Source organism: Komagataeibacter sucrofermentans DSM 15973 (assembly GCF_040581405.1).
Lineage (GTDB): Bacteria > Pseudomonadota > Alphaproteobacteria > Acetobacterales > Acetobacteraceae > Komagataeibacter > Komagataeibacter sucrofermentans.
In genome coordinates this window covers 682,771-703,934 of sequence record NZ_CP137157.1, presented here as the reverse complement: position 1 = coordinate 703,934, position 21,164 = coordinate 682,771, and the positions used below count along the sequence as shown (strand labels likewise).

Genomic DNA, 21,164 nt, shown 5'->3' with positions numbered 1-21,164 from the left:
CTCTATCCTCAGCCCGCAGCCTCAACCAGGGCCGCCGGATACGGCGCCTCGGCATGACGGGCCTTCTTGATCGCATCACGAACGAGAACCGTTTCATTCTTTCCGCCCGGCACGGAGCCGCGGATCATGATCAGGTTCTTTTCGGCGTCAACAGCCGCAACCTCAAGGTTCAGCGTAGTGATACGCTCGGAACCGAGATGGCCGGCCATCTTCTTGTTCTTGAAAACCTTGCCCGGATCCTGACGGTTACCCGTGGAACCGTGCGAACGGTGACTGATCGAGACACCGTGGGTGGCTTCGAGACCGGCAAAGTTCCAGCGCTTCATCGCGCCGGCAAAACCCTTACCCTTGCTGGTGCCGGTAACGTCCACCTTCTGCCCCACCACGAAATGGGCGGCGGACAGAGAAGCCCCGACTTCCAGGACGGCGTCATCCGATACACGGAATTCTGCCAGCTTCTTCTTGGGCTCGACCTTGGCCTTGGCAAAATGGCCACGGTTCGGCTTGGACACATTTTTGACCTTGGCCTTGCCCGCGCCAAGCTGGACGGCTGCGTAGCCATCACGCTCGGTGGTGCGGACATCAACCACCTGCAGATCATCAAGCTGCAGGACAGTCACCGGCACATGTGTGCCGTCTTCCTTGAACAGCCGGGTCATACCCAGCTTTTTTGCGATCAATCCGGTGCGCATCGTCTGGACCTTAGAGTTTAATCTCGACATCTACGCCAGCGGCGAGGTCGAGTTTCATGAGAGCGTCCACGGTCTGCGGGGTCGGCTCGACAATGTCGAGCAGCCGGCGATGGGTCCGAATTTCGAACTGCTCGCGGCTTTTCTTATCCACGTGGGGGGAGCGGTTTACGGTAAACCGTTCAATATGCGTCGGCAGCGGGATAGGACCCCGAACCCGCGCACCCGTACGCTTCGCCGTATTGACGATCTCCTTCGTGCTGTTGTCTAGCACCCGATGATCGTACGCCTTCAGGCGAATGCGGATGTTCTGGTTGTCCATCTTTCTGTTTCAGTCCAACTTTACCTGATTCGGGGGAACCCGATCCGCAATGGAAACCCGGCCGGATTACTCCGACCGGGATGCCACAGTTCAGTTACTGTCCAATCACGCGGTGATGGAAGCAACAACACCTGCACCAACGGTGCGGCCGCCTTCGCGGATAGCGAAGCGCAGGCCTTCATCCATGGCGATCGGAGCGATCAGCTCGACATCCATGGCGACGTTATCGCCAGGCATGACCATTTCCGTGCCTTCCGGCAGGTGAACGACGCCGGTGACGTCGGTCGTGCGGAAATAGAACTGCGGACGATAGTTGGTGAAGAACGGCGTGTGACGGCCACCCTCTTCCTTCGTCAGGATGTAGGCTTCCGCCTTGAACTTGGTGTGCGGGGTGATCGAACCCGGCTTCGCCAGCACCTGGCCACGCTCAACGTCTTCACGCTTCGTGCCACGCAGCAGCGCGCCGATGTTGTCACCTGCTTCACCACGATCAAGCAGCTTGCGGAACATTTCAACGCCGGTCACGGTCGTCTTCTGCGTCGGGCGCAGGCCAACGATCTCGATTTCGTCGCCAACGTTCACGGCGCCACGCTCGACACGACCCGTCACCACGGTGCCACGGCCCGAGATGGAGAACACGTCTTCGATCGGCATCAGGAACGGACGGTCAATCGGACGCTCCGGCTGCGGGATGTATTCGTCCACAGCGTTCATCAGGTCCATGACGCGGTTTTCACCGACTTCCGGATCGCCGTCTTCCAGCGTCACCAGGGCGGAACCCTTGATGATGGGGATATCGTCGCCGGGGAACTGGTAAGCGGAAAGCAGCTCGCGCACTTCCATCTCGACCAGCTCAAGCAGCTCCGGATCATCAACCTGGTCAACCTTGTTCAGGAAGACAACCAGGGCCGGCACGCCAACCTGGCGGGCAAGCAGGATGTGCTCGCGGGTCTGGGGCATCGGGCCATCAGCGGCCGACACGACCAGGATCGCGCCGTCCATCTGCGCGGCACCGGTGATCATGTTCTTCACATAGTCAGCGTGGCCGGGGCAGTCGACGTGTGCGTAGTGACGCTTGGCGGTCTCGTACTCGACGTGGGCGGTCGAGATGGTGATGCCACGGGCGCGTTCTTCAGGTGCGGCGTCGATCATGTCGTACGCCTTGAATTCCGCGCCACCGGCCTTCGCCAGCGTCTTGGTGATAGCAGCGGTCAGCGAGGTCTTGCCGTGATCGACGTGACCAATCGTGCCGATGTTGCAGTGCGGCTTATTCCGCTCAAATTTAGCCTTTGCCATCGTTTTCTCCGTTAACTCGGCCTCGTGCCGAGAGTCGGGTTGGAAAGTTCCGTTTCGGAAGCCGGGCCGGTCAATAAACCGGCCTGACCGCCTTTACCAGCGGTAATGACTGAATGCCTTGTTGGCTTCGGCCATGCGGTGCGTGTCTTCGCGCTTCTTGACCGCGGCGCCACGATTATTGACGGCGTCAAGAAGTTCGTTCGACAGACGATCCTGCATGGTGTTCTCGCCACGCTTGCGCGAGGCGTCGATCAGCCAGCGGATGGCCAGCGCCTGACGACGCTCGGCCCGGACTTCGACCGGAACCTGGTAGGTGGCGCCACCAACACGGCGGGAACGCACCTCGACAGCCGGCTTGACGTTGTCCAGCGCGCTGTGGAACATGACCACAGGGTCCGCAGCAGCGCCACCACGGCGGCGCAGCACCTCAAGGGCGCCATAGACGATCCCTTCAGCGGTGGACTTCTTGCCGTCGTACATCAGGGCGTTCATGAAACGCGTAATGACGACATCACCAAATTTCGGATCGGGAAGAATCTCGCGCTTGACTGCGCGATGACGGCGACTCATGCCTCGTTATTCCTTTTACTTAGGACGCTTCGCGCCATAGAGCGAGCGACGCTGACGACGCTTGGCGATACCCTGGGTGTCCAGAACGCCGCGCAGGATGTGATAACGCACGCCAGGAAGATCCTTAACGCGACCACCACGGATCAGGACAACGCTATGTTCCTGGAGGTTATGCCCCTCACCCGGAATATAGCTCACAACCTCATAACCGTTGGTCAGGCGTACTTTTGCCACCTTACGCAGAGCCGAGTTCGGCTTCTTCGGTGTGGTTGTGTAAACACGAGTGCAAACGCCACGCTTCTGCGGACAGCCCTGCAGGGCAGGAACCTTATTGCGTTTGGCTGCGGGTTCGCGACCTTTCGCGATCAACTGGTTGATGGTCGGCATACGCCTTTCCCGATCCTTACAAAATTCGGCCGGCCAACCCCATATCTGGTTGCCGACTGTCGTTCACAACAAAACCCCAACGAATGACAACCATTCGTTCGGGCATCATATTTACATCCGGCCTGGGCAGCCCGATTCCCGGACTGCGGCACCGCATGTCTGCATGCTGCATTCGACGGCCAACGACGTCTTTCAGACAGGGCTAGCCGAGGGCGCGTTACCTACGGGCAAACTGACCAAAAGTCAAGCCTTGCGCAGGATTCGCTAGCAGTCCGACGAAACGACTCTGTTCCGCCAGACTCGGAGCACCGCTCCGTCAGGCTGCTGATACCGCCTGAATCGGATGGTGACAATAGTGCAGCACCGAATCATGCCGGATAGCGGTCCCCCGCCATCCGGCATTTCTCTCGTATGGTTACTCGGCCGCCTTGGGCGGCACGGCAGCGCGGGCCTTGGCGAGGCGCTGCTTGTCCTCGCCCGCGGCAACCGCGCGGAGCTTGTTCATCACGCTGCCCGTCCCTGCGGGGATCAGGCGGCCGACGATGACGTTCTCCTTGAGGCCGTTGAGCGTATCCTTCTTGCCCGCTGTAGCGGCCTCGGTAAGGACACGGGTGGTCTCCTGGAAGGAGGCCGCCGAGATGAAGGACTGCGTCTGCAGCGAGGCCTTGGTGATGCCCTGCAGCACCGGCATGGCAACGGCAGGCTGTTCACCAAGGTTCAGGCGCTTGGCATTCTCTTCCTCGTATTCGATACGGTCCACCGTCTCACCGATCAGGTAGGTCGTATCGCCCGGCTCAAGAATTTCCACCTTCTGCAGCATCTGACGAACAATGACTTCGATATGCTTGTCATTGATCTTCACGCCCTGCAGTCGGTACACGTCCTGTATCTCGTTAACGAGGTAGTCCGACAGCGCCTCGACACCCAGCACCTTCAGGATGTCATGCGGCACGCGCGGCCCATCGACGAGCGGATCGCCCACCTGGACAAAGTCGCCTTCCTGAACGGACACGTGCTTGCCCTTGGGGATAAGGTAATCCGTCTCCTCGCCTGTCTCGTCGTTCTTGACGATGACGCGACGCTTGGACTTGTAGTCCTTGCCGAATTCCACGCGTCCCTCGGTTTCCGAGATGATGGCGTGATCCTTCGGCCGACGGGCCTCGAACAGTTCCGCCACGCGCGGCAGACCACCGGTAATGTCACGCGTCTTGGAGCCTTCACGCGGGATACGCGCCAGCACGTCACCTGCGTTGACCTGGGCGCCGTTCTCGACCGAGAGCAGCGAGTCAGGCGACAGGAAGTAGCGGGCGTCGTTGCCGTTGGCCAGCTTCACCACGTCGCCGTTGGCATCCTTGAGCTGCAGGCGCGGACGCAGGTCGATCCCCTTGGAAGCCTGCTTGTAATCCACGACCACCTTCGAGGTCAGGCCGGTCACCTCATCCATCCGCTCCACCAGGGTGATGGAGTCGATCAGGTCGAGATATTCCACCTTACCCGGCTGCTCGGTGATGATCGGCAGGGTGTACGGATCCCACTCGGCCATCTTCTGGCCACGGGCCACCTCGGCGCCGTCCTCGACCAGCAGGCGCGCACCATAGGGCACGCGGTAGCGGGCACGTTCGGTGCCGCGGTCGTCCGTCAGCAGGATCTCGCAGTTACGCGACATGACGATGGGCACGTTCTGACTGTTATGCACCACGTTCTTGTTGCGGATCGTCACCTTGCCATCACGCGAGGCCTCGACCATCGACTGCTCGGCGCCACGCTGCGCCGCACCACCGATATGGAAGGTACGCATGGTCAGCTGTGTGCCCGGCTCACCGATCGACTGGGCTGCAATAACGCCCACGGCCTCACCGATGTTGACCGGCGTGCCGCGTGCAAGGTCACGGCCATAGCAGTGGCCACACACGCCCACGCGGCTGTCACAGGTCAGCACGGAGCGGATCAGCAGGCTTTCGACCCCCGCCTTCTCGATCTGCTCGGCCTCGGCTTCCTCGATCAGCGTATTGCGCGGGAAGAGCACCTTGCCCGTTGCCGGGTCCAGCACGTCGGCGGCCAGCGTGCGGCCAAGCATCCGCTCGGACAGGGAGGCCACGACTTCGCCGCCATCCATGACCGCACGCACGGTCAGGCCACGCTCGGTGCCGCAATCTTCCTCGACGATGATGCTGTCCTGCGCCACGTCAACGAGGCGGCGGGTCAGGTAACCCGAGTTCGCGGTCTTGAGCGCGGTATCGGCCAGGCCCTTACGCGCACCGTGGCTGGAGGTGAAGTAATCGAGAACCGACAGGCCTTCCTTGAAGTTGGCGATGATCGGCTGTTCGATGATCTCACCCGACGGCTTGGCCATCAGGCCACGCATCCCGGCAAGCTGCTTCATCTGCGCTGGCGACCCACGGGCACCGGAGTGGCTCATCATCCACACCGAGTTGGTGGGCTTGCCGATCTCCTGCTTGGAGATCTCCTTCATCATCGCGGCCTGCACTTCATCGGTGCAGCGCGACCAGGCGTCGACCACCTTGTTGTAGCGCTCGCCAGCGGTGATCAGACCGTCCTGATACTGCTGCTCGAACTCCTTCACCTCGGTGGCGGTGCGGTCCACGAGTTCCTTCTTCTCGACGGGAACGATCATGTCGTCCTTGCCGAAGGAAATGCCCGAACGCGCGGCGTGACGGAAGCCAAGGCCCATCAGGCGGTCACAGAAGATCACGCATTCCTTCTGGCCGCAGTGACGGTAAACCGCATCGATCACGTCCGACACGATCTTCTTGGTCAGCTGGCGGTTGATCAGCGAGAACGGCAGCGCCTGGTTGCGCGGCAGGATCTGGGCAACAAGCATGCGGCCCGGCGTGGTCACCACCGTCTCACGCACGGTCTTGCCTTCGGCATCAAAGCCTTCGATGCGCGCGCGGATCTTGTCGTGCAGCTTCACCGCGCCCGTGCTCAGCGCGTATTCCACTTCGCCAACGCTCGAGAAGGACGGTGCGCCGGTTACGGTCACCTGCCCCTTGTCGTCGTAGCTGTTCTTATCGGGCGTCGCGCGGAATTCGGGCGTCTCGAGGCTGAGGTAATACAGCCCGAGCACGATATCCTGCGACGGCACGATGATGGGCTTGCCGTTGGCCGGGCTGAGGATGTTGTTGGTCGACATCATCAGCACGCGGGCTTCAAGCTGTGCCTCGAGGCTCAGCGGCACGTGCACGGCCATCTGGTCGCCATCGAAGTCGGCGTTGAACGCGGTGCAGACCAGCGGGTGCAGCTGGATAGCCTTGCCTTCGATCAGCACCGGCTCGAACGCCTGGATGCCCAGACGGTGCAGCGTAGGCGCACGGTTGAGCATGACCGGATGCTCGCGGATCACCTCTTCAAGGATGTCCCACACTTCGGGACGTTCCTTTTCCACCATGCGCTTGGCAGCCTTGATGGTGGTGGCGTGACCGTATTTTTCCAGCTTGGAGTAGATGAACGGCTTGAACAGCTCGAGCGCCATCTTCTTGGGCAGGCCGCACTGGTGCAGCTTCAGCTCCGGGCCCACCACGATGACCGAACGGCCCGAATAGTCGACGCGCTTGCCGAGCAGGTTCTGGCGGAAGCGGCCCTGCTTGCCCTTGAGCATGTCGGACAGCGACTTGAGCGGGCGCTTGTTGGCGCCGGTGATGGCGCGGCCACGGCGACCGTTATCAAACAGCGCATCGACCGATTCCTGCAGCATGCGCTTTTCGTTACGCACGATGATATCCGGCGCACGCAGTTCGATCAGCCGCTTGAGGCGGTTGTTACGGTTGATGACGCGACGATACAGGTCGTTCAGGTCGGACGTGGCGAAACGGCCACCATCAAGCGGCACCAGCGGGCGCAGTTCAGGCGGAATGACCGGCACGAGGTCCAGGATCATCCATTCCGGGCGCGATTCACTGTCGGCGAAGGCCTCGACCAGCTTCAGGCGCTTGACCAGCTTCTTGCGCTTGGCTTCGGAAGTGGTTTCCTTCAGCTCGAGGCGCAGTTCTTCCTTCTCGACCTTGCAGTCGATGCGCTCGAGGATCTTCTTGATCGCTTCCGCGCCAATACCGACCTCGATGCCCTCGTCGCCATGCTCGTCCATGACATCAAGGTACTGATCTTCCGTCAGCAGGCTGTACTGCTTGAGCGGCGAGGTGCCGGGCTCGAGCACGACATAGCTCTCGAAATACAGGATCTTTTCCAGATCCTTCAGCGTCATGTCGACCATCAGGCCGATACGGCTGGGCAGGGACTTCAGGAACCAGATATGCGCAACCGGGCTGGCCAGCTCGATATGGCCCATGCGCTCACGGCGCACCTTGGCCAGCGTCACTTCAACGCCGCACTTTTCGCAGATGATGCCGCGGAATTTCATCCGCTTGTACTTGCCGCACAAGCATTCGTAGTCCTTGATCGGACCAAAAATCCGCGCGCAGAACAGGCCATCACGCTCCGGCTTGAAGGTCCGGTAGTTGATGGTCTCGGGCTTCTTGATCTCGCCATAGGACCACGAACGGATCTGCTCGGCCGAAGCCAGCTGGATCTTGATCTGGTCAAAGGTCATGGCCTGGCCGCCCTGACCAAGGATCTTCATGAGTTCATTCATGCGCCGCAAACCCCCTGAGGGAATGAAGCGGAAGCAGGCGCCGCACCTGCCTCCACTCCTGAAAGAAAAATAGATGGACCGACGTGCAACATGCCGACCGGATCAGTTACCGCTCTGTTCCAGGTCAACATTCAGGCCAAGGGACTTCAGTTCCTTGATCAGCACGTTGAAGCTTTCCGGAATACCGGCCTCGAAATCATCCTGCTCGCGCACGATGGCCTCATAGACCTTGGTACGACCGGACACGTCATCCGATTTGACCGTCAGCATTTCCTGCAGCGTGTAGGCGGCGCCGTATGCCTCGAGCGCCCACACTTCCATCTCACCAAAGCGCTGCCCACCGAACTGCGCCTTACCGCCCAGCGGCTGCTGGGTCACCAGCGAATACGGGCCGATGGAGCGTGCATGGATCTTGTCATCAACAAGATGATGCAGCTTGAGCATGTAGATGTAGCCAACCGTGGTCTTGCGCTCGAACGGCTCGCCCGTGCGCCCGTCGATCAGCTGCGACTGGCCGGACTTGTCCACACCCGCCCGGGTCAGCATCGCCTCGATGTCGGGGATGGACGCGCCATCGAACACCGGGGTCGCGATCGGCACGCCCTTGCGCAGGTTGCCACACAGCTCAAGCAACTGGGCATCGGTCATGTCACCGATCTGCTCGTCATAAACCGCGTCGCCATAGACCGACTTCAGTTCATCAAGCAGTTCCTGCCGCTTCTCGCCCGTGCGCTGGTAGTCATTGGCCAGCTGGCCGATCTGGCGGCCGATATTGGCGCACGCCCAGCCCAGATGCGTCTCAAGGATCTGCCCCACGTTCATGCGCGACGGCACGCCAAGCGGGTTGAGCACGATGTCGACCGACGTGCCATCCTCAAGGAACGGCATGTCTTCCACCGGTACGACGCGCGAGACGACACCCTTGTTGCCATGGCGACCGGCCATCTTGTCACCCGGCTGCAGCTTGCGCTTCACCGCGACAAAGACCTTGACCATCTTCATCACGCCCGGCGGCAGTTCGTCACCGCGCTGCAGCTTCTCGACCTTGTTGTCGAAGCGGGCCTGGATCTTGGCCACTGCCGCATCAAACTCACGGCGCAGCGTTTCAAGCTCCGCCATGACCTCATCGGACACGACGGTGATGTTGCGCCACGCACCACGGGGGTGCTCGGACAGGACCTCGTCCGTGATCTCGGTGCCCGAACGGATGCCCTTGAAGCCTGCACCTGCGGTCTGGCCGATCAGGTGCTCGCGCAGACGGTTGTAGAAGGAACGCTCCTGAATGGCGCGCTCGTCATCACGGTCCTTGGCGAGGCGTTCGATTTCGGCGCGCTCGATGGCCATCGCGCGCTCGTCCTTGTCCACGCCACGGCGGGAGAAGACGCGCACGTCCACGATGGTGCCGGTCGTGCCGGGCGGCAGCTTGAGCGAGGTGTCACGAACGTCGGACGCCTTCTCGCCAAAGATGGCGCGCAGCAGCTTTTCTTCCGGCGTCATCGGGCTTTCGCCCTTGGGCGTGACCTTGCCGATCAGGATATCGCCGGGGTTCACTTCCGCGCCGACATAAACGATGCCCGCCTCGTCGAGGTTGCGCAGCGCTTCCTCGCCGACATTGGGAATGTCGCGCGTGATTTCTTCCTGGCCCAGCTTGGTGTCGCGGGCCATGACCTCGAATTCCTCGATATGGATCGAGGTAAACACGTCATCACGCGCAATCCGCTCGGAAATCAGGATCGAATCTTCGAAGTTGTAACCGTTCCAGGGCATGAACGCGACCAGCACGTTCCGGCCCAGCGCCAGTTCACCCAGCTCGGTGGACGGACCATCGGCGATGATCTCGCCCGCACGCACCTGGTCACCCACGCGCACCAGCGGGCGCTGGTTGATGCAGGTGGACTGGTTGGAGCGCATGTATTTACGCAGGCGGTAGATATCCACGCCCTGTGTCGCACCGCCATCATCGGTGGCGCGCACCACGATACGCGCACCGTCGATCTGGTCCACCACGCCATGGCGGCGGGCCACGATGGCGGCGCCCGAGTCATGCGCAACGGCCGCTTCCATGCCCGTGCCGACCAGCGGCGCATCCGAGCGCACCAGCGGCACGGCCTGACGCTGCATGTTCGAGCCCATCAGGGCGCGGTTGGCGTCATCGTTCTCAAGGAACGGGATGAGCGCTGCGGCAACCGAAACAAGCTGCTTGGGGGAGACGTCGCAGGCGGTCACTTCGGTCGGGGGTACCTGGCGGAAGTCACCACCACGGCGCACGGAGACCAGATCATCGGTCAGATGACCCTGCTCGTCCTGCTTCGCATCGGCCTGGGCGACGATCAGCTTCTCTTCTTCCATGGCGGAAAGATATTTCCAGCCATCCTGAAGCACGCCGTCCTCGACCATGCGGTACGGGGTCTCGATAAAGCCGTACTTGTTCACCTTGGCGTAGGTGGCCAGCGAGTTGATCAGACCGATGTTCGGGCCTTCCGGCGTCTCGATCGGGCAGATGCGGCCATAATGCGTCGGGTGCACGTCACGGACTTCAAAGCCCGCACGCTCACGGGTCAGGCCGCCCGGGCCAAGCGCCGAGAGGCGGCGCTTGTGCGTCACTTCCGAAAGCGGGTTGGTCTGGTCCATGAACTGGCTGAGCTGCGAGGAACCGAAGAACTCACGCACGGCGGCGGCGGCCGGCTTGGCGTTGATCAGGTCATGCGGCATGACCGTATCGATATCGACCGAGCCCATGCGCTCGCGGATGGCGCGCTCCATGCGCAGCAGGCCAACGCGATACTGGTTTTCCATCAGTTCGCCCACGGAGCGGACGCGACGGTTGCCAAGGTTGTCGATATCGTCGATCGCGCCGCGACCGTCTTTCAGCTCGCACATGATCTTGACGGTGCGCAGGATGTCTTCCTTGCGCAGCACGCGCACCGTGTCGGGCACGTCCACGCCAAGGCGCATGTTCATCTTCACGCGACCCACGGCGGACAGGTCATAGCGGTCGGGATCGAAGAACAGGCCGGAGAACATCGCTTCCGCCGTCTCGGGCGTGGGCGGCTCGCCGGGGCGCATGACACGGTAGATGTCGGTCAGCGCTTCCTCGCGCGAGGCGTTCTTGTCCACCGCCAGCGTATTGCGGATCCACGGGCCATTGGCCGCGTCCACCGCCAGCGTGGTCAGCGTGGTCAGGCCTTCGCCCTCGAGTTCCTCAAGCTTCTGCTCGGTCAGTTCGTCGCCGGCTTCGGCATAGATCTCGCCGGTGTGCTCGTTGACGATATCGCTTGCGATGAAGCGGCCGATCAGCCCTGCGGGGCCGACGAGCACTTCCTTGGTGGTCTCGGCGATCTTGCGGACCATCCGCGCGGTCAGCTTGGCATCGACGGGAGCCACTTCCTCGCCGGTCTGGGCGTCGATCAGCGGCTCGAGCAGCTTCTGGCCACGGAAGGCATCGGCATCGAAACGACGCGCCCAGCCCTTCTCGGTCTTGGTGAATTCCACCTTGCCGTAGAAGTAGGACAGGATCTCATCAGGGTCCATGCCCTGGATTTCCATCGACTCCACATCCCCGCCCTCGGCGGCCTTGGCGGCGCGGGCGGCCTCGGAGGCAGCACCTTCGAGCGCGTACAGCAGCGTCGTGACCGGCAGCTTGCGCTTGCGGTCGATGCGGACGTAGATCAGGTCCTTGCTGTCGAACTCGAAATCGAGCCACGAGCCACGATAGGGAATGACGCGGGCCGCGAACAGGAACTTGCCCGAAGAGTGGGTCTTGCCCTTGTCGTGGTCAAAGAACACGCCGGGGCTGCGGTGCATCTGGCTGACGATGACGCGCTCGGTGCCGTTGATGATGAACGTGCCGTTATCGGTCATGAGCGGCATATCGCCCATATAGACCGGCTGCTCCTTGATATCGCGGATCGAGCGCGACCCGGTATCCTCATCCACGTCCCATACGATCAGGCGCAGGATCACCTTCAGCGGGGCGGCAAAGGTCAGCCCGCGCTGGATGCATTCCTCAACGTCGTATTTCGGCTCCTCGAGTTCGTAGCTTACGAACTCGAGACGTCCGCGCCCCGCGAAATCATTAATCGGAAAGACGGAACGGAACACTTCCTGCAGGCCCGTCGGCGTCCGGCTGTCGGGCGCCACATTCATCTGAAGGAACGTTTCGTAGCTTGCCCGCTGCACGTCGATCAGATTGGGCATCGGAGCCACTTCGGGTATGTGCCCGAAGCTCTTGCGGATGCGTTTGCGTCCCGTGAACGATTTCGTAATCGCGTTCATCGCCTATCCAGCCCCCATCCACACAGGCCCGCACGGTCGTGACATGGTCATGTCACGCGGACTGCGCGGCCCTTGAAAATTCTTGGCAGATCGACCGGACCTGAGTCTGGCCAACCCTTCACTACCGCCAAAGGCACCCGAAGCCTTGCGGCCAGGGTGCCTGTAACGCCCAAGGGGGCGGAAACCAGACGGTTTCCACCCTCACCTGAACAATCAGCCTGAGTGCGTCATAAACGACGCATCCCGATTGGCCAACTTATTTGATTTCGACCGAAGCGCCGTTGTCTTCAAGGGTCTTCTTGATCTTCTCGGCTTCATCCTTGCTGGCGCCTTCCTTGATGGTCTTGGGCGCGCCCTCGACCAGGTCCTTGGCTTCCTTCAGGCCCAGACCGGTGATCGCACGGATTTCCTTAATCACGTTGATCTTCTTGTCGCCAGCCTTGGTCAGGACAACGTCAAACTCGGTCTTCTCTTCTGCCGGAGCAGCGCCAGCGCCCGGAGCGGCAACAGCAACAGCGGCCGGAGCTGCGGCGGAAACGCCCCACTTCTCTTCCAGCAGCTTGGACAGCTCAGCCGCTTCCAGAACGGTCAGGGCGGAAAGGTCTTCAACAATCTTGTTCAGATCGGCCATGGTATTGGTCTTCCTAATTTATACACTGGTTGGCACGACACAATCCCGTTTTTTAGGGAAAATGCCGTTTTGTTGATAGCCCGGCGGGCCGGGCCATGGGGTCTCAGGCGGCTTCGCCCGTCTTGGCATAGGCACCAAAAACCCGTGCAAGCTGTCCGGCCGGCGCCTGCAGCACGCCTGCGATCCGCGTAGCGGGGGTGGAGATGAGCCCCACCAGCTGCGCGCGCAGAACGTCAAGCGACGGCAGTTCGGCCAGAGCCTTGATGCTTTCGACGTTGAGCGTCTGAGCACCAAGCGATCCGCCGAGCAGAACAAGCTTGTCATTGGTTTTGGCGAACTCGACGAGCACCTTCGCCACGGCTACCGGTTCATCCGCCCACGACAACGCGGTCGGCCCCTTAAGCAGCGGCTTGATGCCTTCGAACTGGGTCCCTGCCAGGGCGAGAGAGGCCAGCCGGTTCTTCGCGACCTTGTGTGTAGCTCCAGCCGCACGCACGCGACGCCGAAGGTCCGTCACATCAGCCACGCTCAGCCCGTCATTACGGGTGACAATGACCATGGACGTTTCAGCGAACACGGCTGCGAGGGAGGCAACAAACTCCCGCTTCTCCGTACGGTCCAAATCCCGTCTCCATCATCACCTGCCAGCCAGGGCCAGCAGGTAGGGTTTACCCTGGGGATGCGCCGACAAGCCGGTGCATCCCGGTTCGCCTGTCCTTTTAACGGAACAACCAGTGTGGGCTTTCGCCCCGATCCGGTAATCCCCGTCTCCCGGTTGCCGCCCTTTCGGGGCCATCAAGGCTTGCGCCACATCCGGTCATGGACAGGTTCGGAAACTGGCGGCAAAACCGCCAGCCCCTGTCCCCTCCCCCTAGCGGGAAAGGGTCATTCTTTGGTTAATCAGCCCGCCGTGAAAGCGGCGACGTCAACCGTAACACCCGGCCCCATGGTGGAGGACAGGGCGATCTTCTTCACATACGTGCCCTTGGCGCCCGTCGGGCGGGCCTTCTGCACGGCATCCACGAAGGCGCGGATGTTTTCAGCGAGCTTGGATTCGTCAAACGAAGCCTTACCAACGCCTGCGTGCACGATACCGGCCTTTTCAGCGCGGTATTCGACCTGGCCGGACTTGGCAGCGGAAACCGCGCCCTTCACGTCCATGGTCACGGTGCCCAGCTTGGGGTTGGGCATCAGGCCACGCGGGCCGAGGATCTTGCCCAGACGCCCCACGAGCGCCATCATGTCCGGCGTGGCAATGCAGCGGTCGAACTCGATCTCGCCAGCCTTCACCTTCTCGGCCAGGTCTTCGGCGCCAACCACGTCGGCACCGGCGGCCTGCGCTTCCTCGGCCTTGGGGCCGCGGGCGAACACGCCAACGCGCAGGGTCTTGCCCGTGCCGTTGGGCAGGGACAGCAGGCCACGGACCATCTGATCGGCATGACGCGGGTCAATACCCAGGTTCATGGAGATCTCGACCGTCTCGTCGAACTTCGCCTTGGCGTTGTTCTTGACCAGGTTGATCGCCTCATCGAGGCCATACTGCTTGGTGGTATCGACTGCGGCGCGGGCTGCGGTCAGACGCTTGTTCTTTGCCATTGGTATCAGCCCTCCACCACGTCGAGGCCCATGGAGCGGGCAGAACCTGCCAGCATGCGCACGGCGCCGTCGATGTCGTTGGCGTTCATGTCTTTCTGCTTCGTCTCGGCAATCTCGCGCAGCTGCGCAATGGTCACCTTACCAACGCTCGCGGCCTTGCCTACGGTCGAGCTGCCCTTGGAGACCTTGGCAGCCTTCATCAGGAAGTAGGTGTTCGGCGGGGTCTTGGTGATGAAGCTGAACGTACGGTCGGCATAGGCGGTGATGACGACGGGAATCGGCATACCGGGCTCGAGGCCCTGCGTCTTGGCGTTGAACTCCTTGCAGAACTGCATGATGTTCAGGCCGCGCTGACCCAGTGCCGGACCAACCGGCGGTGACGGATTCGCCTTGCCGGCGGGGATTTGCAGCTTGATGTAGCCAACGATTTTTTTGGCCATATCCGGGGCTCCTGACTGTTTCACCCGGACCGCGGTTCTGGTGGCCACCTGCCTGCCCGCATGGGCAGGGCGGGCGACCTCCCGCGTTCCGATAAGAGGCGCGCACCTACCGCTGTTTTGGGGTGCCTGTCAAGTCTTTGTCATGGAATCCGCTGCCGGACAGGTCAAGGGACTCGGGTCCATTATCGACACTGACCCCGTTTACGGCCTTGGGCATGCGCAGGTGGTTGTACTGCATCACGTCAAACGGGCGGATCTGCTTGTTGTTGGGCAGTTCGGCCGTGGTCCAGCCGCCGCCGAGCGAGCGGATGAGTTCCACCTGCGCCTGCATGTAGCGGGTCTCCACCTGCACCTCGGCAATGCGGGCCTGAAGGGCCGCCACCTGCGCCACCACCACGTCGAGGTAGTTGGTCAGGCCGCCGGTGTAAAGCTGCATGGTCATGTTCTGCGTGCGCATGGAGGCCTGCACGGCCTCGGCCTGCTGGCCGGCCTCAATGTTGAGGTCATGCGTCATGCTCAGCCCGTCTTCCACGTCCTTGAAGGCATCAAGCACGGTGGCGCGGTACTGATCCTCGGCCTGGCGGTACTGCGACCAGTTGCGTTGCAGTTCCGCACGGCGCAAGCCCCCCTGGAACAGCGGCAGCACGGCCTGGGCGGCATAATTGTACATGCCGTTGGCGATCTTATCGAGCGTGAAGCCGTTATCCATGAAACCGGCCATGGCGCTGAAGGTCACATGCGGGTAGAACGCCGCGCGTGAAATGCCGATGGCCCGGTTGGCCGCCGCCATGTGCCGCTCGGCGCTGGCGATGTCGGGCCGCCGCTCGAGCAGGGTCGAGGGCAGGCCGACCGGAGTCTTCACCTTGGGGAAGCTGATCTGCGCCCGCGGCGCGATACGGAAGCTGGAAGGCGCCACGTTGCACAGGATGGCAATGGCATGCTCCATCACCGCGCGATGGGCCTGCAGGTCGGTATCAGCCGCCTGGGTGGAGGCAAGCTGGGTTTGGGCGCGGGCTACGTCAATACCCGCCGCAATCGCGCCTGCCTGCCGCATTTTCGTGATCTGCACGGCGGTCTGGTAATAGTGGATCGAGTCGAGATAGACGGCGTGCTGCGCGTCCATGCCACGTAGCTGCATGTAATCATTGGCCAGCTCGGACTGGATGCTCAGCCGGGCCACTGCAAAATCGGCCGCCGCCGCCTGCGCCATGCGCTGCTGCACCCGCCTGCGGTTACGGATGGCCGACCAGAAATCCGGCTCCCACCGCGCAGTGGCGCTGTACTGCTCCGATGACATGTAGATCGGCCCCGTCGAGCCCGCGCCACGCCACAGCCTGTGCGAGGAGGCCTGGTTATTCGAGGCCCCGGTGTTGCCCGATATCTGCGGATACAGGTTGGACTGCGCCTCGGCGGCGATGTCACGCGCCTGGGTGAAGGTTTCCGCATCGGCCTGCAGGTTGGGGTTCATGCGGCTGGCGCGATCCTCGAGGTCATCGAGGGTGGAGTCGTTGAAAACGGTCCACCAGTCCCCGCGCGACGCGCCATCCTGCGGCGTGCCGTACTGCATCAGGCTGTCGCCCTTCCAGTTATCGGGCAGGAGATAATGCTGGTGGCGATATTTGGGCGCCAGATCCACGCACCCGGCCAGGCTGCCCGCAAGGGCGGCGCATCCGGCCAGAGAGAGCATACGACGGGAAAGCATGCGACGGGACAGGATATGACGTGACCGGCTGCGCGGCGCTGCACTCATTGACGCACTCCCGCGTCACTCGCACTGCTGTCTCCTGCTGGCATGGCGCGCACATCATCTCCCTTGCCCACGGCGGCCGTGGCCGTGGCGCCGGCATCGTTATAGCCGGGCGTCGACCCGACCAGATAGACCTTCTGGCCTTCGAGCAGCCCTGCCGACGGGTTGTTCACAATCCGGTCCTGCGGGCCGATGCCCGCCAGGATCTGCACTTTGGTACCCAGGTTCGTCCCCACCGTCACGTTATGCAGGCGGATGCGGTCGTCCTTGTCCACGATCGCCACCTGCATGCCCTGCGCGCGAAATACAAGCGCGCCTTCAGGCACTATCAGGATATCGGGGTCGCCGGGTGCGACAAAGTGTACATTGGCGTAAGAATCAGGCCACAGTTCGCGCTTGTCGTTATCGACCACCAGTTCGGTGGTCACGGTGCGGGTGCCCGCGTTGAACGCCTTGGCGGTGGCAAGGAACTTGGCCTTGAACACCCGGCCCGGATATTGCGGCACCGACACATCACCCTCCAGCTTGGGGCTGATGATATCGGCATAATCCTGCGGCACGGACACGAACACGCGCATGCGATGCACATCGGCCACGCTGAACAGCTCGGTGGCCGTGCCGCGTGAGGAAACATCGCCGCCACCCGCATTCACGTAATCGCCCACGTCAGCAAGACGGTTGGTGACAACGCCATCAAACGGGGCGACAAGCTGCTTGAACCCGATCAGGGCCGCATAGCGCGAGACCTCGTGGCGGGCGGCCTCGACCTCGGCCTGACGGGCCTCGGCATCGGCGGCCTGCACGTCCACCTCCTGCTGCGAGACAGCCTGCGTGCCCTGCAGCGCGCGCCAGCGCTTGGCCGTGATCTGCGCAAGGCGGTACCGCGCCATCGCCACGTCAAAATTGGCCTTTGAGGCCGCATACTGCGCATCAAGGCCCGGCGTGTCGATGGTGGCCAGGATCTCGCCCGCCTTCACCTTGGCGCCGATATCCTTGTACCACATCTGCACATAGCCCGAGACCTGCGCGTAGATCGGCGCCTGGTACCATGCCGAGATGTTGCCCGGCAGGTCGAGCGTGCGGGTGGTGGGGCCTTTTTCAGCCGTGATGACCTGCACGCGCGGGATGGCGGCATCCTGCGCCGCCTCCTTCAGGTTCGAGACATGGATGCGCCGCTCGAGAATACCCCCGGCAACAATGGCAGCCACCACAACCCCGCCAAGGGTCACGTACAGCCGCCCACGCCTGGACATGCGCGGCGTCTGGTTTTCCCCTGAGGCGGTCATGCGTGCTCTCCTTCGCCAGCAGCGGCGGCTTTCTTGGACTTTCTGGAATGGATCAGCGCAAAAACGCACGGCACGAACAACAGCGTGGCGCAGGTGGCGACCAGCAGCCCCCCCATCACCGCGCGCCCGAGCGGCGCATTCTGCGAATTGCTCAGCGACATGGGCAGCATGCCGATGATCATGGCAGATGCCGTCATCAGCACCGGGCGGATACGCTCGTAGCCCGCCTCGATCGCGGCCTTCACCGCATCGCCATGCAGGTCCATCCGCTCACGCGCGAATGACACGACAAGGATGGAGTTGGCCGTGGCCGTGCCCATGCACATGATCGCGCCCGTCAGCGCCGGAACCGACAGCGCCGTGTGCGTGAGGAACAGTGCCCACGCGATGCCGCCAAGGGCGCCGGGCAGCGCGGTGATGATGATGAACGGGTCAAGCCACGACTGGAAGTTGACGACAATGATCAGGTACACCAGCAAAATCGACATCGCGAGCCCGCCGATAAGCTGGGTATAGGCTCCGTTCATGGTCGAGGCCTGGCCGTAGATCGTCAGGCTCGAGCCCTGCGGCAGTTCCTTGCGGGTTTCATCAACCACGCGCTCGACCTCACGCGAGACCGCGCCAAGGTCCAGCCCCTCGTTCGAGGCATAGATGTTGAACACGGGCATGATGTTGTAGTGCGACACCTCGCCCGGCGTGCCGGTCTGCACGATCTCGCTCAGGCCGCCAAGGATCTGGGGCGCCTTGTCGGACGGGTTGCCATCGCCCTTGTCGATGGGAATGGTCTCGAGGTCGTTCATGGTCTGCAGGAACTGCAGCGGCGTCTGGATATCGACCAGATGCGAGACCCCGGTCTTGGGATCGAGCCAGTAGGTCGGCGCCACCTGCCCGCTGCCCGACAGCACGGCGAGCGCGTTATTGGCCACGTCCGATTCCGTCAGCCCCGTGCCCAGCGCGTAGGTACGGCGGGCGTTGACGCGCAGCGTGGGCGTGTTGAGCGGCTCCTGCACCGACACGTCGGCAATGCCGGTGACGTGGCGCAGCTTCTCGGCCAGCTTCTCGGCAAAATCGAAATTGTCATACAGGTTGCGCCCCGATACCTGCACGTCGAGCGGCGCGGGCAGCCCGAAATTCAGGATCTTGGCGGTCAGGTCGGCTGGCATGAAGGTGATGTCGGTGCCGGGGAATTTTTCGGCCAGCCCCTTGCGCAGGATGCCGCGGAACTTCGCCACCGGCGCTTCCTCGTCCTTCAGCGTCACGGTCAGGTCGCAGTCCTGCGCGCCGACGGTGGGCGTGGGGATGAAGGCCTGGTTGAGCGGGCTGAACGGCAGGCCACAGTTATTGACAATGCCCTCGACCTGACCGGGCAGCAGGCGCTCGATCTCGCCATTGACCAGCATGGCGATCTTGCCTGCTTCCGCGATCTTGGTGCCCATGGGCGCGCGCATGTGAATGGCCAGCGCGTTGGAATTGATCTCGGGGAAGAAGTCCTGCCCGGCAAACAGCAGCAGGCCCAGCGAGGCGAAGGCCGCGACGCCAAAGATCGGCACGAAACGCCCGCGGATGAGCAGCAGGTGCTCGAGCAGCGCCTTGTAGCGGTTGCGGAAGGTGACGAAGCGGCGCTCAAAACCCTGCTGGAAGCGGCCGAAGATATTGGTCGGCTCATGATGGCCGCCCTCCGCCTTGGCCCTGGCGTGTGCCGCGACCTGGGCTGCGAGCATGTATTTGGCCATGGTCGGCACCAGCGTGCGCGACAGGATGAACGAGGCGATCATGGCGAAGATGATGGCTTCGGCCATGGGCATGAACAGCCAGCCCGCAACGCCCGTCAGCTGGAACAGCGGCATCCACACGATACAGATGCACAATGTCGAGACGAAGGTGGGAATGACGATCTGGTTGGCGGCGTCGATGATGGCCGTTTCCAGATCCTTGTCCATTTCCAGATGCGCATCGATGTTCTCGATCATCACCGTCGCATCATCGACCAGGATGCCCACGGCCAGCGCGAGGCCGCCAAGCGTCATGACATTGATGGTCTGGCCCGCAGCCCCCAGCCCAACGACCGAGCACAGCATGGCCAGCGGGATGGAGGTGGCGATGATGACGGTCGATCGCCACGAGCCAAGGAACAGCAGCACGACAAGGCTGGTCAGCAGGGCGGCGGTGCCCATTTCCTGCACCACGTCGCGCACCGCCTCCTTCACGAAGGTCGAGGCATCGCCCAGCACGGTAATGTCAACGCCGGGCGGCAGCGTGCGCACGATGGAGGGCAGCAGCGCCTTGATCCCGCTCACCACCGAAAGCGTCGAGGCATCGCCGCTTTTCATGATGACGATCAGCACCGCCTGGTGCCCCTTGACCAGCACCATGTTGGTCTGTGGCGGCCCGCCTGCGTGCACCCACGCCACATCGCGCAGGTAGACGACGGAATTCCCCTCCTGCTTGATGGGCATGTTGTTGAAACTGTCGATCTCGTCAGGCGAGGCGTTGGTTTGCACCATCCAGTCAAACGCGCCGATCTGCTGGTCGCCTGCTGGCAGCACGATGTTCTGCTTGCTCAGCGCATTGCCGATATCGGTGGCCGAAAGCCCGTGCGCCAGCAACTTGCTCTGGTCGAGATCGACCATGATGTTGCCCGGCTGGCCACCATAGGGGTTGGGGATGGCCGCCCCCGCGACCGAAACCAGCGCGGGCCGGATCAGGTTGGAGGACATGTCGTAGATCTGCGACGCCGTCATGGAATCCGATGAGACCTGTAACGTCAGCACCGGCACAGACGAGGCATTGTAGGTCAGCACCAGCGGCGGCGTCATGCCGGCGGGCATCTGTTTGATGACGGTCTGGGAGACGGCGGTGATCTGCGTCTGCGCCACGGCGGTGTTGGTGCCGGGCTGGAAGAACACCTTGACGATACCACGCCCGTAATAGGACTGGCTCTCGATATGTTCGATGTTGTTGACCGTGGCGGTCAGCGCGCGCTCGTAATAATAGACCACGCGGCCGGACATGTCTTCGGGCATGAGGCCGGTATAGGTCCAGCAGATCGCCACCACGGGAATGTTGATGCTGGGGAAGACATCGGTTGGCGTGCGGAGCAGGCCACGGACACCGAACACGACGATGAGAATGGACAGGACAACAAAAGTATAGGGCCGCTTGAGCGCGGTAACGACAATACCGTTCATGCGCGGCCTGTTGCCCCCTGCCCTGTCGGCAGGCCCGGCCCCATGAAGCCCGCGCAGCGCGGCCCGGGCCGGGACAGGTGGTGTTCTTGCATCTCTCGTCTCCCCGTCTGTCCATTCGGTGTTAATGG

Annotated in this window: 14 protein-coding genes; all 14 read right to left on the bottom strand. The window is 62.4% G+C overall.

The window, feature by feature from the left end:
* Positions 1–8: 8 nt before the first annotated feature.
* The 14 genes from rplC to R5N89_RS03210 all read right to left on the bottom strand — a co-directional run bounded on the left by rplC (position 9) and on the right by R5N89_RS03210 (position 21,036).
* A complete protein-coding gene (gene rplC / locus R5N89_RS03275) occupies positions 9–692 on the bottom strand; it encodes a 50S ribosomal protein L3 (protein ID WP_110567217.1) in 684 nt (227 codons plus the stop codon).
* A 10-nt stretch (positions 693–702) separates the two neighbouring features.
* On the bottom strand, positions 703–1,011 hold the full coding sequence (gene rpsJ, locus R5N89_RS03270) for a 30S ribosomal protein S10 (RefSeq protein WP_007282720.1): 309 nt from the start codon (positions 1,009–1,011) through the stop codon (positions 703–705).
* A gap of 105 nt (positions 1,012–1,116) precedes the next feature.
* The gene (tuf, locus tag R5N89_RS03265; protein WP_010506739.1) at positions 1,117–2,307 is read right to left on the bottom strand and encodes an elongation factor Tu; all 1,191 of its coding nucleotides are present in this window, start codon (positions 2,305–2,307) and stop codon (positions 1,117–1,119) included.
* Positions 2,308–2,400: 93 nt separating this feature from the next.
* Positions 2,401–2,877, bottom strand: coding sequence for a 30S ribosomal protein S7 (gene rpsG / locus R5N89_RS03260; protein WP_007399617.1), 477 nt, complete (start codon positions 2,875–2,877; stop codon positions 2,401–2,403).
* Positions 2,878–2,892: 15 nt separating this feature from the next.
* The gene (gene rpsL, locus R5N89_RS03255; RefSeq protein WP_003621118.1) at positions 2,893–3,264 is read right to left on the bottom strand and encodes a 30S ribosomal protein S12; all 372 of its coding nucleotides are present in this window, start codon (positions 3,262–3,264) and stop codon (positions 2,893–2,895) included.
* A 415-nt stretch (positions 3,265–3,679) separates the two neighbouring features.
* A complete protein-coding gene (gene rpoC, locus R5N89_RS03250) occupies positions 3,680–7,873 on the bottom strand; it encodes a DNA-directed RNA polymerase subunit beta' (RefSeq protein WP_110567216.1) in 4,194 nt (1,397 codons plus the stop codon).
* 102 nt (positions 7,874–7,975) lie between these two features.
* Positions 7,976–12,148, bottom strand: coding sequence for a DNA-directed RNA polymerase subunit beta (gene rpoB, locus R5N89_RS03245; protein ID WP_110567213.1), 4,173 nt, complete (start codon positions 12,146–12,148; stop codon positions 7,976–7,978).
* 256 nt (positions 12,149–12,404) lie between these two features.
* Entirely contained in the window at positions 12,405–12,779 is a 375-nt protein-coding gene (gene rplL, locus R5N89_RS03240; RefSeq protein WP_078524563.1) for a 50S ribosomal protein L7/L12, read from the bottom strand.
* A 103-nt stretch (positions 12,780–12,882) separates the two neighbouring features.
* Complete coding sequence (rplJ, locus tag R5N89_RS03235) at positions 12,883–13,401, bottom strand: 50S ribosomal protein L10 (RefSeq protein ID WP_078524564.1); 519 nt, start codon at positions 13,399–13,401, stop codon at positions 12,883–12,885.
* A gap of 278 nt (positions 13,402–13,679) precedes the next feature.
* Positions 13,680–14,375, bottom strand: coding sequence for a 50S ribosomal protein L1 (rplA, locus tag R5N89_RS03230; protein ID WP_110567211.1), 696 nt, complete (start codon positions 14,373–14,375; stop codon positions 13,680–13,682).
* Positions 14,376–14,380: 5 nt separating this feature from the next.
* Positions 14,381–14,815, bottom strand: a complete 435-nt coding sequence (rplK, locus tag R5N89_RS03225; protein WP_039732885.1) for a 50S ribosomal protein L11 — start codon at positions 14,813–14,815, stop codon at positions 14,381–14,383.
* A gap of 106 nt (positions 14,816–14,921) precedes the next feature.
* Entirely contained in the window at positions 14,922–16,565 is a 1,644-nt protein-coding gene (locus R5N89_RS03220) for an efflux transporter outer membrane subunit (RefSeq protein WP_373320437.1), read from the bottom strand.
* Positions 16,562–17,848, bottom strand: coding sequence for an efflux RND transporter periplasmic adaptor subunit (locus R5N89_RS03215; RefSeq protein ID WP_110567209.1), 1,287 nt, complete (start codon positions 17,846–17,848; stop codon positions 16,562–16,564). Before R5N89_RS03215 ends, R5N89_RS03220 begins: the two co-directional genes overlap by 4 nt.
* Complete coding sequence (locus R5N89_RS03210) at positions 17,845–21,036, bottom strand: efflux RND transporter permease subunit (protein WP_110567207.1); 3,192 nt, start codon at positions 21,034–21,036, stop codon at positions 17,845–17,847. Before R5N89_RS03210 ends, R5N89_RS03215 begins: the two co-directional genes overlap by 4 nt.
* Positions 21,037–21,164 lie beyond the last annotated feature (128 nt).

What these genes read in the sequence shown, in the direction of transcription:
- R5N89_RS03220 (WP_373320437.1), bottom strand. Translation starts at nt 16,565, where the DNA reads ATGAGTGCAGCGCCGCGCAGCCGGTCACGTCATATCCTGTCCCGTCGC.
- R5N89_RS03215 (WP_110567209.1), bottom strand. Translation starts at nt 17,848, where the DNA reads ATGACCGCCTCAGGGGAAAACCAGACGCCGCGCATGTCCAGGCGTGGG.
- rplA (WP_110567211.1), bottom strand. Translation starts at nt 14,375, where the DNA reads ATGGCAAAGAACAAGCGTCTGACCGCAGCCCGCGCCGCAGTCGATACC.
- rpsL (WP_003621118.1), bottom strand. Translation starts at nt 3,264, where the DNA reads ATGCCGACCATCAACCAGTTGATCGCGAAAGGTCGCGAACCCGCAGCC.
- rpoC (WP_110567216.1), bottom strand. Translation starts at nt 7,873, where the DNA reads ATGAATGAACTCATGAAGATCCTTGGTCAGGGCGGCCAGGCCATGACC.
- rplL (WP_078524563.1), bottom strand. Translation starts at nt 12,779, where the DNA reads ATGGCCGATCTGAACAAGATTGTTGAAGACCTTTCCGCCCTGACCGTT.
- tuf (WP_010506739.1), bottom strand. Translation starts at nt 2,307, where the DNA reads ATGGCAAAGGCTAAATTTGAGCGGAATAAGCCGCACTGCAACATCGGC.
- rpoB (WP_110567213.1), bottom strand. Translation starts at nt 12,148, where the DNA reads ATGAACGCGATTACGAAATCGTTCACGGGACGCAAACGCATCCGCAAG.
- rplK (WP_039732885.1), bottom strand. Translation starts at nt 14,815, where the DNA reads ATGGCCAAAAAAATCGTTGGCTACATCAAGCTGCAAATCCCCGCCGGC.
- rpsG (WP_007399617.1), bottom strand. Translation starts at nt 2,877, where the DNA reads ATGAGTCGCCGTCATCGCGCAGTCAAGCGCGAGATTCTTCCCGATCCG.
- R5N89_RS03210 (WP_110567207.1), bottom strand. Translation starts at nt 21,036, where the DNA reads ATGAACGGTATTGTCGTTACCGCGCTCAAGCGGCCCTATACTTTTGTT.
- rplC (WP_110567217.1), bottom strand. Translation starts at nt 692, where the DNA reads ATGCGCACCGGATTGATCGCAAAAAAGCTGGGTATGACCCGGCTGTTC.
- rpsJ (WP_007282720.1), bottom strand. Translation starts at nt 1,011, where the DNA reads ATGGACAACCAGAACATCCGCATTCGCCTGAAGGCGTACGATCATCGG.